Genomic DNA, 14,696 nt, shown 5'->3' with positions numbered 1-14,696 from the left:
AAGAATGGTTAAAAACTGAACTAAAAAGTCAGAAATAATTAAGGATTTATGACAAATACTGAAACAGAATAGAGTAAACTTTAAAGCAGATAAACTCTGAAGTGTAAATTACTTAAGAAATAGTTTGTTTAGAAGTCATTTTACAGGAGCTATGGCAATAAGCTACCCAGTTATTATCAGAAGATATGAATACTACCTCTAGTCAAAATATGTGTTTTCTAACCCTTTTTTGGTAATTGAACGAACGAAGATAAGGTACCTTATGACGATCAACTTTCCTTCCCTTTCTTACCGCCAAAGTGTTCATCAAAAATAGCTTTGATAATTGATCCATAATGCAGTCAGTATCTGATTCCGTAGCAAAAATGTCGAAAGCCAAGTTTTTGATCGCGTTAAATGAGACAGATTTGTTAATGCTCCTCTTAAGCTTATCATCGGTTAAGTCCATATTCAACGCTTCTTCTACATCTTCTGTCATAACACTTTCTAGGTTGCTAATAAAGATAGCTGACCAAAAATCCTGTTTAACAGACTCAACACTTTTTCCTGTAAAATTTTCTAGACTTAGTCTTCCTTTGAGTTTTGCAAAAAATGTCTCAACTCCCCAGCGTAAAAAATATAACTCCTTAAATCCTCCAGTTTGAAACTTTTGTTCATCCATTAATGATGTAGCTAACACTTCAATTTCACCAGATGGCAGTACCACTTTGAAGCGTTATTCCACTATTTTCTTGTTTTATCTTACGCTGAGCACATATGGTAACCTCAACACTAGATGGGCTTTTTTCTTCAAACATAGCATTCACTTCATTAAAAGATGATCTGGGACATCGAATGACATAAGCAATTTTTCTTTTTGTAAGGCTAGAAAGAAATTTATAAGATAAATATACAAATCAGTAAGTCATTAGTATTTACAACTTTAAGCATTCCATCTGCTAAGTTAATTTCATGAGTGTTACCTCTATCTAACACTGACCTTATGGCAACATTATTTAGCACATCTTAACAAACCGCAAAGGTTGCACTTGCATAATCACCTAAATCTTTTGGTTTTTGGTTACGTATTTTTCTTGAGCCAAATTCATTTTTTATTTCAACGCTTGTTGGTAAAATGATTTTGGAGGCATCAAGAGCTAACACTCTAAAGCCAAAACAAGTTTTAAATTTTTGGTCTTGGTAGTACAAGGAAACCACACCTTCGTTAATTTCTGAAAATGCACTGTGTTTCATTTTTTTTCTTGCTTGACTAAAAGCACTAGCAGTAACGGTATAGTCTTTTTTCCTATATAAAATAAATTCGTTTAGTATTACTTGCAGCGACTTTACACTTTTTCTTAAAATTAAGATAAATATGTCAATAAAAGATAACTTCCTCTTTCTCATAAAATCTTTTGAAGATGATTTATGGGATTCTATAAATTCTAGACTTGCCAATTCATTTTGAATAAATTTTATTACTGCCTTTTTTACTCATACTACCTTTAAACTTATTGGTATACATCATTATCCCATAAAATCTATCTTTTTTCCTTAACTTAATGGCAGTGAGACGAGGTTATCGTCATGCCGCCACGAACCGTCATACCGCGATTCATTCGCGGTATCTCTTAGCCGCTAACAAGTAGCTGGATGACGATTGTCAGGGTGTAATCCCAGTGTCCCTATGATGTCATCCCAGTGCCCAGACACTGGGATCCAGGAAAGTTTGCTTGTAAGCAAGCAAACTAGCACAGAAAGTGGTTACAACATTTTCGATGAGATTATATGGAAAACTGGATCCCAGTGTCAAGCACTGGGATGACAAAAAAAGGAGCACTGGAATGGCACCATTTGTTATGTTTAACAAAGTTCGTACTTAGCTTCATGTTAGCCATAAATATTTAAGAAATTTACCAAATGGAAAAAAGGCAAAAGAAGCCCCATGGTTAACTAGTTCTGACACTGGTTTCCATCCAAGACGGCAGTAGCCCCTTCGGTGTCATTCCAGTGTCAAGCACTGGAATGACAAAGGAGAGCAGTGTCAGCTACTTGGATGACACCTTTTTTCTACTTAGTGTGGGTTATACAAGAAGTCTATTGTATGGCTATTGCTGGTCGTATATTACTTATAGCTTATCTATTCAAATTGCAACTTTGTTTTTCATAATTAATTATTGACAGAAATTATTAATTGGGTTATTATTAAATTATCGTTAACAAGTGAGGCAAAGAAATGATGATATCCAATAATTCTTCATTGCTAAAAGATAGTCAGGAGCTTACTAAAACTAAGCAGACTATATGGAAACCTTTAATTGCTGTTTCATTATTATCTATATTTAGTTTCATATCTGGTCAATATCTTCCTTATGTTATTATAGCAGTTTCTGGTTCTGGTCCTATTGCAGCAGTTCCTTTAGCAATTTTTGCTGTTTCTACGGTTGTTGCACTTATTTCAGTGACATATCTTGTTAAACTGGCTATTTCTAGAGATGATAATAAGAAAGAAGTAGGTCTTAATGGACAGAAATTCGGCCATACTCCATCTCAAGAACCACAAAAATTTGTGTGTAAAAATTGTACTAATCTGGAGAATAAATCAAATGTACCTACTCCTCAATCACCTCCAGTAACGTTTGGAACACAACCAAATCCAAGTCCACCGCCGCCACCTCCTCCATTGCCACAAGATGCTGCACTACCACCTCCGCCTCCGCATTTTTTTACAGCTTCCAAGCGTACGGAGCAACCTAAGAATGATGCACCGAAGAAGGCTGGTGAACCTGAGAATAATAATCATTCTACTCTGTTTGAACAGATAAGAGGAGGTACTACGTTAAAAAGAGTGGGCAGCAACAAAATTTTACAAATGAATTGAAAGCAAAATTAGAAAGTAGTGGGGGCACTGACAAAAAAGAAACACCAGAAGAGTTTGCTGCAAGAATAGATAGGGAGCAAGCAGAGAGAAAGAAGTCGGATGATAATGATTCAGATTGGACAAAGAGACTTAAGGAGAGAGCAGCAGTCATGCAATTCTCAGATAGTGAAGAGGAGTCACCGGTACCGCCAAGTTCGTGTGTTGATTCACCACAAGTAAATAATGTTGACTCAGTGGATAATGAGGTGCAAGATTCACCTCCTCTTTCTGTTGAGGATCGCATAGCACAGTTTGGTGGAAAAGCGTTGCGATGCCAAAAGGAAAATGTTGTACAAGGACTATGATAACTATGAAATGGTCAGCCATGCACTTCCCTTCCTTTTCAAAATAAGTTTACCTACAGGTCTGATTGTATTAAGATTACTTAATACAATCAGATCTATTATATGCGCTTATCCAAATATTACCTGCCAACTCTAAAGGAAAAGCCTGCCCATGCTAAAATTATCTCCCATCAATATTCTTTGCGTGCAGGTTTAATAAAGCAGATAGCATCTGGCATCTATACGTGGTTACCACTTGGTCTCTTAGTGCTTAAGAATATTGAAGATATTATCAGAGATGAAATGAACAAATCCGGTGCTATTGAAGCATTAATGCCTTGTGTGCAACCAGCAAGTCTTTGGCGAGAATCAGGGCGTTACGATGATTACGGTAAGGAAATGCTACGCATAAAGGATAGGCATGAGGAAGATATGCTTTTTGGTCCAACGCATGAGGAGATAGCAACTGATTTAATTAGAGATGTGGTAAAAAGTTACAAAGATTTGCCACTTTGTTTATACCAAATTCAATGGAAATTCCGTGATGAGGTAAGACCACGTTATGGTGTTATGAGGGGCAGGGAATTTTTGATGAAGGATGCATACAGTTTTGATGTAGATTACGAAGATGCACTGAATTCATATAATTTGATGTACAAAACTTACATAAAAATCTTCAAACGCATGGGATTTACTCCAATTGGAGTTCGAGCTGATACGGGGCCAATTGGAGGAAATTTGAGCCACGAGTTTCATATATTGGCAAACACTGGTGAGAGCACTTTATATTATGACAATAAATTTTCTGAACTACTAGAGAGTGAAGATATTGAAAGTTTAAAGAGTATATACGCAGTTGCAGATGATATGCATGATCCTGAGACTTGCCCTATATCACAAGAGCAGTTAAATGTTAGTAAAGGTATTGAAATAGGGCATATTTTTTATTTTGGCGACAAATATTCAAAGCCTATGAAGGCAAGTGTTACTTCTCAAGATGGAAAAAATGTCAATATACATATGGGTTCGTATGGCATTGGGGTTTCAAGACTTGTTGGTGCGATAATAGAAGCTTTTCATGATGATAAGGGAATTATCTGGCCGGAGGAGGTAGCTCCTTTCAGAATTGGTTTAATCAATTTACAAACGAAAGTAACGGAGGCTGCAGATAAAATATACAAAGCTTTGAAGAGCGATGAAGTGCTTTACGATGATACGGAAGGGAGTGTAGGAGTAAAATTTTCTAGAATGGATCTGATAGGCTTGCCGTGGCAAATAATTGTCGGAAAGAAAGCAGTAAGTGAAAATATAGTTGAAGTAAAAAATAGAGCAACTGGAGAGGTAAAGGAAATGCAGATTGAGGAAGCAATAAATCACTTTAGCGCAAAATGATACACGGTATCGGCACTGACATAGTATATATACCAAGAATATTGAGAATATTACAAAAATACGGGGAAAAATTTCTCAATAGAATCTACACTGAAAAGGAAATAGAGCTAAGTAGAAAGTATAATAGTCAAGAAATGCGAGCAAGGTATTTTGCTAAACGCTTTGCAGCAAAAGAAGCTTTTGTTAAAGCACGAGGTAGTGGTCAGGGTATTACAATGAAAGATATAGAAATATACAATGATGTAAGAGGCAAGCCATATCTTACCGTTAGCAAGGATTTTATCTCCAAAATTCATCTTTCTTTAAGTGACGATGGAGATTACGCTACTGCATTTGTTGTAATTTGCGTCTATAGCTCACACAGATAAAGTTTACTCTTTTGTCATCTTATGGCTTACTGTATGAACATTCATTTTTAAAGGTAAACTGCACAGCAAATGGTCAGTGCTTGACACTGTCCTCCTTTGTCATCCCAGTGCCCAGACACTGGTTTTCTGCAATCTCATCGAAAACGTTTTTCTATGCTAGTTTGCTTGCTCACAAGCAAACTTTCCTGGATCCAAGTAGTCAGGGCACTGGGATGACATCTTTGTTGTGTTTAACAAAAACAAATGTTCGTACAGTTGTGGAATGAATCGCAGTATAGCTATAGCATACACAAACGACTAGTTTGCAAAAAAAACATAGCGGTTTTTCTATGATTTTAGTATAATTCTAGCTTTACCCAAACAAAAAGATGAATTATTTAATGGACTGTGTTTTAACGTCTCTTTCCTTACCATTTTCAATTACTGAGAATTATTTATTAATTACTGCGTTGATTCCACTTTTAAGTGCGTTAGTTATTTTTTTTACTGGTAAATGGCCCGGAGTGAACAATAGTATTACTGTCACTTCTTCTGTACTTCTGTTTACGTATACGTGTCTGTGCACTTTATATTGGGTATATGGTGATCATTCTCAATTTATTCTCATGGATTTTGGTAATAATTTGCACATTAGTTTAAAGCTAGAGTCTACCGGAGTAATATTCAGTTTATTAATATCGTTTTTATGGGTGCTGACCAGTATATATGCAATATGTTATATGCAGAATAACTATGCTGATAGCAATCACTCAAGTTTTCTATGCTTTTTTTCAATATCGATTGGCTGTGCAATGTTTATTGCTTTTTCTGGAGACTTGCTCACTACATTTGTCTTTTATGAGCTTCTAACTATTAGTACATACCCTCTGGTTACTTACAACTCAACAAATGAATCAATGATTGCAGGACGCTATTACTTTGGCGTGCTATTTTTCTCTTCTTTGGTATTATTTTTTCCTGCAATAGGCCTTTTATATCATGAATTTCTTACTTTAGACTTTGTAAGCGGTGGAATATTCAAATTTGATACTTCACTCATCACTTTCATTGCAGTGTGTTTTGCTATGCTGATTTACGGAATAGGAAAAGCTGCATTAATGCCAATGCATTTTTGGTTACCAAAAGCAATGGTTGCACCAACTCCTGTGAGTGCACTACTGCACGCTGTTGCTGTTGTGAAATCCGGAGTTTTCATCATCATCAAAGTTATATTATACACTTTCGGCGTCGATAATATGCAACGTTTTGTGCAGCAAAATTGGTTTGCTGGAGGGTGGCTTCCGTACGCTGCTGGATTTACTATTATTACTGCATCATTGATTGCACTAAAGCAAAAAGAATTAAAGAAATTGCTTGCTTACTCTACCATCTCTCAATTGTCGTATATTATATTATTCGCTTCAATTTTTAGTGATCTCAGCATGAGGGTTGCAATTTTTCAATTAGTTTGCCACGCATTTGCAAAAATCACTTTGTTTTTCGTTGCCGGAGCAATAATAACGAGAGCAGGTGAGAAATATATAGATAAGATTTACGGTATAGGACGCAGTATGCTAATTAGCATGACAGCATTTGCTATAGGTGCATTGTCTATGATAGGGGTGCCGCCTGCTCCGACTTTTTGGGGTAAATTTCTCATTTTTCAAGCTGTTTTCAACTCTGGCAATGTAATACTTTCTGTGTTTGTCACTCTAGTGTTAATTGTTAGTACTATACTCAACGCTCTGTACTTTTTACCGATAATTTACAACGCCTTTTTCTTAAAACCTTCTCAGAATTACTTTATTAAAAAAACACCAATTCTTCTAGTTTTACCTCCAGTTATTACTGCTATGTGCACTTTGGTTATTTTTTTTAGCTACCAAGTAATATTTTAAAATCTGTATTTATAACCATTAACAATAAATTTAAATGGTATTATACCAGCCAGAGTTGCTTTTATATTCGACAAAGTGAAGCTAATCTCCACAGTATCCTCCTTATTTTGCTCGGTTGTAAAAACTACAGTAGCATTTCCAGCAAATGTAACTAAGTCCTTGGTCGATCGATCAATAGATAATGTTATTACATTTATGTTGGCGATTTTTCTTTTAGATAAAGACAAATTACCAGCTTCATTATTCGTTTTTTCCTGAAAGCCTTGATAGATTTTATGTATAGAATTGTTTCTTATAAAATTTTCTTGGTACTTCGGTTCAACGATCTTAATGGACTCGTATATTTCAATGTATTTACTTATTAAGTACCTCGCTGTGGAAGTGTATTCATCTTCCTTTTTACTGAAACTAAGCTTATGCATTGCAGAGAACTCATCTTCTGTGTGGTTCATATACTTCACAAAATTTAAATCTTTTTTAATAGGAAATAACAGGTATATGTTTAATGTTAATAAACATAAGCATACTAGGAGAAGCGATACTATTAATGCCATCCAAGATCTTTCTGCTACACAAAACAGATACCTATGGCAGTACCATTCGACTGCTTTACTGAAATAACTTTTGTTTTTTACTGATTCAAGCAATTTATCTTCCATAACACAATACTACCAGACCTAATCGGATCATTATAATAACAATAAGCTTAGATACTCTAAAAAAAACTTTAAAATATGTCTAAATTTTCCCAAATAGGATGAATGATTATATCACCTTGTTCTGCAATGAGGTAGAATTTATCGATTTTGCTCACATCTATATTTATCATTTTTACACTGAAATTTTCAGGATCATAAGTATTACTTTCTACACTTTTGTGATAATTATAATAATGTAATTTATTTTGATCATCAAAATAACCAAATTCATCAGCAAAGGTTCCCACTTTTCTACCTTTACCACTTTTGACTAGCTCAAATAGATCAATTACATGGTTTTGGGATCCAGGCTCAATAGGCCCTTCTGCAGCAAAAAATTTAGGTGCATGACCAATGTATTCCTTAAATTTTAGATTATGAGTCTTTTTTACACTACCAAAATCCACAAATTTATATTCATCTGAAATACCAGAATATTGTGGATCATACTTTTTATATTCAAAAAACTCATTACCTAAAAAATTACAAAACGTTAATTTATAATTATCATGATCGGATTTTACGACTTTAAGGTAATGAAAATCTCCAGGAATCTTTACTTCCTCTTCCGTAATATGATTACGTACAACAAGCTCACCATTTAGCATATGATAGCCAATTTTTGGCAAAGTAGCTATATTGATTGTCTTGTTTAGCTTAAAATTTGCTTCATAAATGCCACTTAACAACTCCTTTCCTTTTTCTAGGGTTATGTCTTGATCTGAAGCTATATTCTTAATTAAGCTTAATTTTTTCTGCATGTTCAATATGGCTTTCGTCAAAACTTCTATTGATTGCCATACAGTTAATTTATTATCAGTCAAATTATATACTTCGAGTATTAAATTAACAGAATTTTATCATGAATTTATGTTAAAAGTATTATACTTTGTAAACTTATGTCATGATATTAACTACATTAGCTAAAACATGCTTTTTATCTAAGTGGAGTTGCTTTGCGGCAACGAAAAGTTCATCTATTTTTTTCCACTGACTTAGCAGAATTTCAACACCATTTACCTCTCTCTTTATGCTTTCTAAAATGAAGGCCTGAATTATATATGATGCTAGTTCTAGTTCGATTTCGCTATTAATTACTTTATTAATCATATTGGGATTCTTTAAATCATGAAGAAATTTATAAAAGCATTTGTATGCTTCATAAGCATCACTACTTATTGTATTTATTATCATTCCTGGCATTCCAGGAAATAAAGTAATCATTTCGTCAAACGTTTGATTATCAAATTTACATTGAGATGAAGCAACTTGCTTTGTTTCATCATAAGTTAATGGGAGTAAATTTAGCTGAAAGCACCTACACCGGATAGTGGTTTGTATATCATATGGCTTATGGCTAATTATAAATATCTTAGAATTTTTTGGCGGCTCTTCTAATATTTTCAATATTGCGTTTTTAGCGTTATTAGTCATTGCCTCTAAGCTATCTATTATAGCTATTTTGTGTTCTGATTGAATGGGACTTAAGTGTAGAAAGTTTTTCATTTCTCTGACTTTTTCTATTCCGATAGTATCACCTTCAACAATGTGTAAGTCCAATGCTACTTCATTATAGTTTTTTATGAGTAACCAATTGGAGAAGGATTTTGCAAGTGTTGCTTTTCCTATACCTTTTTTACCACAGATCAGCCAAGACTGAACAGATAAGTTGTTCATTATTTTTTTTTTGGCTTGGTTGTGGCCTATTACTTTTTTCATTCTTTCTCCTATAGATTTTAGTTTGAAAATGCGTTGTTTACTGTTTGTAATGAAATTGCACCTTCCCTTAAAACCTTAATCTTATCTTCGGTTAAGTCAATAATAGTAGATTCTATACCAGAAACTAGTTCGTCATCTTCAATCACTACAGATAAATGTTGCTTAATGGATTGTGGTATATCGTTTGCCTTACATACACTTTCTTTTCCTGAAATATTTGTACTAGTTGCAACTATTGGAACTTTCAGTTTGTTTAGTATTGAAATTGCAATAGGATGCTCAGGAATTCTGATACCTATACTATCTTTAAAGAATTCGTTTGGCAATATGTTGTTGTTTTTAAGTGGTAAAATATAGGTAATTGGTCCAGGAGAAAAGTGGTTTATTAAATCAATATATCTTTCCTTTACCTTTGCTATTTTTGTCAAATTGTAAATATCACTAACAAATATAGACAGTGGTTTATTTTGAGAGCGTTTCTTTATCTGATATATTTTTCCTATAGATTCATTATCTAGTGCATTACAAGCAAGAGCATACACTGTTTCTGTTGGAAAACACACTAATAAATTGTTCTGTATTGCATTTATTATTTTAGATACCATATAGCTAAAAACTTATTCATAACAACTAGATCAGTTTTGTTGCACTGTATCTTATATAGTAACTGCTAGTTTTTGTAAACGTAATGCAACGCAGCTTACCATTTGTTATGCAGATTTGCTACAACCCAAACTCTTCATTGACTTTATCAATTATTGCCTGTGGTGGATCCTCTCCCCATCCTGAATACAAAATCTCTCCATAGTCTGCAACATCTATAGAGCCAGTTCTGCTTTTTGCTAGAAACATTTCTCTTTTCTCTTTATCAACTAATACATAATGCCACGCTGATTTTCCACGATCTTTACCACGGACTAAGTATATAAGATCTGACCTACTTCTTTTTGTTGCATCAGCAAAAGATCTTTCATTGACAGTTCTGCTTTTACTTTTTATGCCGCCACTTTCAGAAAAAGCTTCCTTGGATTCGGTTTTTTTGCCTGCTAATTCAGAAATTTTTCCTTTTTCCCCTAATGCCCGTTCTTTGGTGTTTTGAGACGAATACTTACTGGAAAAACCTTCCCCTGTACCGCCAGGAGTCCTGTTTGTGAAATGCTTAGCAAATGAATTATTGTCGTTGTTTTCTGCCATAAAAATCTCCAAACTTTAGATTGTAGAATCCAAACTTTTACTACACTTTATCATATGTTAATTAAATTAATATAAATGAAAAATAATATAGTAATTATTACAGGAATTACGGCCTCAGGTAAATCAGAATTATGCGATAACCTGAGAGAAAAATATGGAAATATTAGTATAATAAATTGTGATTCAAAGCAGGTATACAAAGAAATTCCCATAATTACTGCTCAACCACTAAAGCAAGAAGAATTTTATAAATTATATGGTTATGTTTCAGCAAAAGAAAATTATTCCGTGGGTCTATGGTTAGAGGATTTAGAAAAAGAAGTTAATCACGCATTAGAAAATGCTCAAATACCTATCATCACTGGAGGAAGCGGGCTTTACATCAGCAGTTTCATCAAAGGCTTATCATCAATGCCACAAATAAGTCAGGAAGTGAGAAAAAACGTAAGTGAGCTCAGGAAAAATTTAAGTAAAGAGGAGTTCTATAAATTAGTATTAAGCAAAGACTCAAAAGTTCAAGATAAAATCTGTATTAATGACTCGCACCGTCTTTCAAGAGCACTTGAAGTTATCACTGAAACTGGTAAGACAATCTTTGTATGGCAAGAAAATAGACAGCCTCCTTTATTCGATAATTTTAAGATATATACAATTTTGCCTAAACGTGAGGATGTATACCAAAAAATAAATTCTCGTTTTATCAAAATGATCGAAAATGGAGCAATTGATGAAGTAAAAAAGCTACTTAGTCTGAACTTAGCTCCAAATTTGCCAGCTATGAAAGCACATGGAGTGCCAGAAATTGTAAAGTATTTGAAAGGTGAGATTACTTTAGACGAAGCGATACAGATTGCTCAAACAAACACAAGACACTACGCAAAACGCCAGTACACTTGGTTTAAAAACCAGTTCCCAAGTTCTGAAGTCATTGATTGTGCAAATGAGCTAACAGCGCTTGAAATATTTTAATTGTTAGTTTCCAGGTGTATTTCCATACTCATTGCTATGAATGGGCGGTTCCATATTTTCCAGATGGCTGTTCACTTTTGGTGGCTTATCCAAGCCATGCTCTATTTTTATTTTAAAAAATCCAAGCCTCTCGCAAAATTTCTGAAAACACTCTTTTATAACGTCAAACAAGTTTTTATCACCTATATTATAGTCCTTCAGTCTCTTAGGAACAGTAAGTGACAATTTACCATCTTCATATGTTACATTTTTATCACCTTGAGACTTAAGTGTGAATTCTAGCGAGCTATCCAATTTACATAATTCTTCTTCCAGTTCTGCAAAAGTGCGAACTGCAATTTTTTCTTCAATTCTGATTGCCGCATGACTTGGATCACTACAATTAATATGTGTTACATGATTAGACTGAAACAATAACCCATATGTTTCAGCTAAATGAAGGATAGGTCCTCCTTTACCATACAATGCACCCACATAAGCAGCCTGGTTACAATTAGTGATTAGTTCTTCTAGAATAGAATCATTTGGAACTTCTGCTTCAGCATATTCAAATAGCTCTGTAAAAACTTGTTTTACAAATTGGCGGTACTTATTTTTGTCATTTGAAATGAGGTTGGTATGTTTATTATATAATTCATCAACAAGCTCTTTTGTTATAACTTTGTTCTGAATAACAAGTTTCATTCTTGGAAGATCTACGTACATAGTTGCACCAGAATTCGCTTCAGCATTATCTTTACCAGCCCTCAACCTGCTAAAACCAAACTTTTCTGCTTGAGCTCTTAGTGTAACTATTGGATTTTCCTTTTCTTTTGGTGTAGAGCCGTTCATCATTAATACCTTGATATAGACTGCTAATGGTATAATAATACATAAAAATGATTAATAAGTTAATAAAATACCTACTATAAGCCCTATGATAGCAAATATAGTTAGGGGTAACTTAGGCTTACCGACGATTTTAAAAACAACAAATTCGTCATTCCGTTACGTGTTAGCGGCTGAGATACCGCGAATGAATCGCGGTATAACGTTAGAGAGCTGTGCTAGCTATAGTGCATACCTGACCATAAGGTGACAAGATTTTAAAAAGGCTCTATAACAGTTTTACACATGTATGAATCTCAATGAGCAATCAGATTTTTCTAAATAGCAGGCTGGAGAATATACCTAAGTTCCATTCCGCAATATTGCCTAAACTTTGTGGTGGGGACAAGGTGGTGGATCTGCTGTTTTATAAGCCACTTAGTTATGTGGATAGAAGCAAGTTACTATCTGATGCTCGAGTTGGAGAATTTACAACTTTCATTGCAAAAGTTTATGAGCATCAGTCGCCCACTTTTAGAGGTAGACCATATAAAATAGTCGTTGAAAGTGAGAGTCAGTATATATTCATAGTCTTTTTTAATTACTCAGTTAAGTATTTATATAAACTATTTCCAATTGGAGCGAATGTGATCATCAGTGGCAAACTCGAAAAATTTGCTGAACATTGGCAAATTACTCATCCAGATTACGTGTCGCTTGACATCAACCAATTTAAAGAAATAGCTTGCATAGAGCCAGTTTACCAATTATGCCGTGGCATTACCAATAAGCGCATTGGGAACATAATAAGCTCTAATCTAAAGGAATTGCCTGATTTACCAGAGTGGATAGATGATACATTAATCAAGCAAAAAAAATGGTTAAGTTGGAGGGAAAGCATCATAAAGTTGCACAGACCAAGCTCATTGGTGGAAGCTGAGGTTTGTAGAAAAAGGCTTGCTTATGATGAATTGTTTGCGTATCAGCTAGCGCTGAAACTTGCAAGAAAAAATCATGTGAAAGAAAGGGGAAGAGAATTTATAATATTGAGTAAATACAAAGAGCAAGTTTTAAATGAATTGTCGTTTCAATTAACAAATGATCAAACTCGTGCAATAGATGAGATCTCAGAGAGACAAAAATCCAAGTATCGCATGATAAGCTTGCTGCAAGGTGATGTTGGTAGTGGCAAAACCGTAGTTGCACTTTTTGCAATGATAAATGTGGTAGAAAACAACATGCAGGCAGCTCTAATGGCACCGACTACTATCTTGGCGGAGCAACATTATAATTGGATTGAGGAAGTTTTATCCTGTACCGATATAAAAGTTGCGCTGCTTACTGGTAAAACTTCGCGCAAGGAAAGAAAGATTATCATGAACGAACTTGCAAGTGGTGTTTTAAATATAGTGATTGGCACTCATGCACTATTTCAAGCTAACGTTACATTTAAAAATTTAGGGCTTGCAGTCATAGACGAACAACAGCGATTTGGAGTGATGCAGAGAAATCGCTTGGTAGGAAAAGGAGAAAATGCCGATATACTTTTCGTTACTGCAACTCCCATTCCAAGAACCTTGCAGCAAGCTATGTATGGTGATGTTGAATGTTCAATTTTGAAAGAAAAACCAAAATCCAGATTGCCAATAAAAACTGTAACTATGAACATTAGTAGGGTGCCAGATGTTATTGAAAAGCTAAAAGGTGCTATAAACAGGGGCGAAAAAGCATATTGGATTTGTCCATATATAGAAGAAAACGAAGAGACCAATATTGCTGCAGCAGAGATGCGTTTTCAGGAATTACAAAAAACATTTCTTGATAAAGTCGGGATAATACACGGAAAATTGACTCAGGAGCAGAAAGATCAAGTTATGTTTTCCTTCAAAAGGAATGAATTTTCTCTGCTTGTTGCAACCACTGTGATAGAAGTTGGTATAGATGTGCCAGATGCAACCATCATGATTATAGAAAATGCAGAGCAATTTGGGTTATCACAATTGCATCAGTTAAGAGGCAGAGTAGGGCGAGGAAACAAGCCATCTTTTTGTGTATTATTATACGATAATTTAAGTAAAAGCTCATCTTCAAAGTTAAAGATCATGTGTGAGTCACAAGATGGATTTTACATTGCTGAAAGGGATATGATGCTAAGAGGCAGTGGAGATATTTTAGGCACAAAACAATCAGGATGTATGGAATTTAAATTTGCTGATTTATATCAGGACAAAGAGCTGCTCAATCTCGCGTATAATAACGCAAAAGGCGCAATGGCTGATTTTGAATTACTGCTTGATATATTTGAATATAGGAGTAGATTACATTTTTCAAAATTTCAGTAGGAAAACCAGGTAGCCCACAGAAACGAAAAAACTTACTTGACACCCTTCGCCAGCCCACTTATCATGATAGTGAAGCTATTGTATTTGCTTTCGCCAATCTGCAGATTAAAAGGTAAGGATTACTTAATGTATCGGCGTCTTATGTTC

The 14,696-nt window shown here is 34.5% G+C and carries 15 protein-coding genes and 2 pseudogenes; 9 read left to right on the top strand and 8 right to left on the bottom strand.

Annotation, left to right across the window (positions count from 1 at the left end):
• Positions 1–202 precede the first annotated feature (202 nt).
• Positions 203–709 (bottom strand): annotated as a pseudogene (locus tag OZD64_RS06780) (transposase); the annotation flags it as partial.
• A gap of 51 nt (positions 710–760) precedes the next feature.
• Positions 761–1,458 (bottom strand): annotated as a pseudogene (locus tag OZD64_RS06775) (transposase); the annotation flags it as partial.
• Between the two features lie 181 nt (positions 1,459–1,639).
• On the opposite strand from OZD64_RS06775, the gene OZD64_RS06200 reads away from it, so the two are divergent.
• The 7 genes from OZD64_RS06200 (at position 1,640) to OZD64_RS06170 (ending at position 6,820) form a co-directional block, all read left to right on the top strand.
• Positions 1,640–1,804, top strand: a complete 165-nt coding sequence (locus OZD64_RS06200; protein ID WP_162829040.1) for a hypothetical protein — start codon at positions 1,640–1,642, stop codon at positions 1,802–1,804.
• 411 nt (positions 1,805–2,215) lie between these two features.
• Positions 2,216–2,860: a hypothetical protein gene (locus tag OZD64_RS06195; RefSeq protein ID WP_010962848.1), complete on the top strand. Its 645-nt coding sequence runs from the start codon at positions 2,216–2,218 to the stop codon at positions 2,858–2,860.
• Positions 2,857–3,204, top strand: a complete 348-nt coding sequence (locus tag OZD64_RS06190; RefSeq protein ID WP_010962849.1) for a hypothetical protein — start codon at positions 2,857–2,859, stop codon at positions 3,202–3,204. Before OZD64_RS06195 ends, OZD64_RS06190 begins: the two co-directional genes overlap by 4 nt.
• Before the next feature lie 102 nt (positions 3,205–3,306).
• Entirely contained in the window at positions 3,307–4,575 is a 1,269-nt protein-coding gene (gene proS / locus OZD64_RS06185) for a proline--tRNA ligase (protein WP_274999531.1), read from the top strand.
• Positions 4,572–4,943, top strand: a complete 372-nt coding sequence (locus OZD64_RS06180; protein WP_010082456.1) for a holo-[acyl-carrier-protein] synthase — start codon at positions 4,572–4,574, stop codon at positions 4,941–4,943. Before proS ends, OZD64_RS06180 begins: the two co-directional genes overlap by 4 nt.
• An 80-nt stretch (positions 4,944–5,023) precedes the next feature.
• Positions 5,024–5,209 carry a hypothetical protein gene (locus tag OZD64_RS06175; protein ID WP_187470113.1) on the top strand — a complete coding sequence of 62 codons (186 nt, stop codon included), beginning with the start codon at positions 5,024–5,026 and terminating at the stop codon, positions 5,207–5,209.
• A 114-nt stretch (positions 5,210–5,323) separates the two neighbouring features.
• Positions 5,324–6,820, top strand: a complete 1,497-nt coding sequence (locus tag OZD64_RS06170) for a proton-conducting transporter transmembrane domain-containing protein (protein WP_274999542.1) — start codon at positions 5,324–5,326, stop codon at positions 6,818–6,820.
• Here OZD64_RS06170 and OZD64_RS06165 read toward each other — a convergent pair.
• From OZD64_RS06165 to OZD64_RS06145, 5 genes are all read right to left on the bottom strand, one after another.
• Complete coding sequence (locus tag OZD64_RS06165; RefSeq protein WP_010082435.1) at positions 6,817–7,479, bottom strand: hypothetical protein; 663 nt, start codon at positions 7,477–7,479, stop codon at positions 6,817–6,819. The genes OZD64_RS06170 and OZD64_RS06165 overlap by 4 nt on opposite strands.
• Before the next feature lie 68 nt (positions 7,480–7,547).
• On the bottom strand, positions 7,548–8,342 hold the full coding sequence (locus OZD64_RS06160; protein WP_022626354.1) for a hypothetical protein: 795 nt from the start codon (positions 8,340–8,342) through the stop codon (positions 7,548–7,550).
• Between the two features lie 73 nt (positions 8,343–8,415).
• A complete protein-coding gene (locus OZD64_RS06155) occupies positions 8,416–9,237 on the bottom strand; it encodes an AAA family ATPase (RefSeq protein ID WP_038199127.1) in 822 nt (273 codons plus the stop codon).
• Positions 9,238–9,254: 17 nt separating this feature from the next.
• Positions 9,255–9,842, bottom strand: coding sequence for an L-threonylcarbamoyladenylate synthase (locus tag OZD64_RS06150; RefSeq protein WP_006280292.1), 588 nt, complete (start codon positions 9,840–9,842; stop codon positions 9,255–9,257).
• A 118-nt stretch (positions 9,843–9,960) separates the two neighbouring features.
• A complete protein-coding gene (locus OZD64_RS06145) occupies positions 9,961–10,431 on the bottom strand; it encodes a hypothetical protein (RefSeq protein WP_274999530.1) in 471 nt (156 codons plus the stop codon).
• A gap of 75 nt (positions 10,432–10,506) precedes the next feature.
• Here OZD64_RS06145 and miaA point away from each other — a divergent pair, with 75 nt between their 5' ends.
• Positions 10,507–11,400: a tRNA (adenosine(37)-N6)-dimethylallyltransferase MiaA gene (gene miaA / locus OZD64_RS06140; RefSeq protein ID WP_038199130.1), complete on the top strand. Its 894-nt coding sequence runs from the start codon at positions 10,507–10,509 to the stop codon at positions 11,398–11,400.
• Between the two features lie 3 nt (positions 11,401–11,403).
• Here the strand turns inward: miaA and OZD64_RS06135 are convergent, their stop codons facing one another.
• Positions 11,404–12,231, bottom strand: coding sequence for a hypothetical protein (locus OZD64_RS06135; protein WP_038199131.1), 828 nt, complete (start codon positions 12,229–12,231; stop codon positions 11,404–11,406).
• A gap of 296 nt (positions 12,232–12,527) precedes the next feature.
• Between OZD64_RS06135 and recG the strand changes: the two genes are divergently transcribed.
• Positions 12,528–14,549 carry an ATP-dependent DNA helicase RecG gene (gene recG, locus OZD64_RS06130; protein ID WP_038199133.1) on the top strand — a complete coding sequence of 674 codons (2,022 nt, stop codon included), beginning with the start codon at positions 12,528–12,530 and terminating at the stop codon, positions 14,547–14,549.
• Positions 14,550–14,696: the final 147 nt, after the last annotated feature.

The organism is Wolbachia endosymbiont of Drosophila tristis (assembly GCF_028981745.1).
GTDB classification, from domain to species: Bacteria; Pseudomonadota; Alphaproteobacteria; order Rickettsiales; family Anaplasmataceae; genus Wolbachia; species Wolbachia pipientis.
This window is presented reverse-complemented; position numbering and strand designations above follow the sequence as displayed.

Coding starts and splice junctions, on each gene's coding strand:
- recG (WP_038199133.1), top strand. CDS start 12,528: ATGAGCAATCAGATTTTTCTAAATAGCAGGCTGGAGAATATACCTAAG.
- miaA (WP_038199130.1), top strand. CDS start 10,507: ATGAAAAATAATATAGTAATTATTACAGGAATTACGGCCTCAGGTAAA.
- OZD64_RS06165 (WP_010082435.1), bottom strand. CDS start 7,479: ATGGAAGATAAATTGCTTGAATCAGTAAAAAACAAAAGTTATTTCAGT.
- proS (WP_274999531.1), top strand. CDS start 3,307: ATGCGCTTATCCAAATATTACCTGCCAACTCTAAAGGAAAAGCCTGCC.
- OZD64_RS06150 (WP_006280292.1), bottom strand. CDS start 9,842: ATGGTATCTAAAATAATAAATGCAATACAGAACAATTTATTAGTGTGT.
- OZD64_RS06145 (WP_274999530.1), bottom strand. CDS start 10,431: ATGGCAGAAAACAACGACAATAATTCATTTGCTAAGCATTTCACAAAC.
- OZD64_RS06195 (WP_010962848.1), top strand. CDS start 2,216: ATGATGATATCCAATAATTCTTCATTGCTAAAAGATAGTCAGGAGCTT.
- OZD64_RS06180 (WP_010082456.1), top strand. CDS start 4,572: ATGATACACGGTATCGGCACTGACATAGTATATATACCAAGAATATTG.
- OZD64_RS06135 (WP_038199131.1), bottom strand. CDS start 12,231: ATGAACGGCTCTACACCAAAAGAAAAGGAAAATCCAATAGTTACACTA.
- OZD64_RS06155 (WP_038199127.1), bottom strand. CDS start 9,237: ATGAAAAAAGTAATAGGCCACAACCAAGCCAAAAAAAAAATAATGAAC.
- OZD64_RS06170 (WP_274999542.1), top strand. CDS start 5,324: ATGGACTGTGTTTTAACGTCTCTTTCCTTACCATTTTCAATTACTGAG.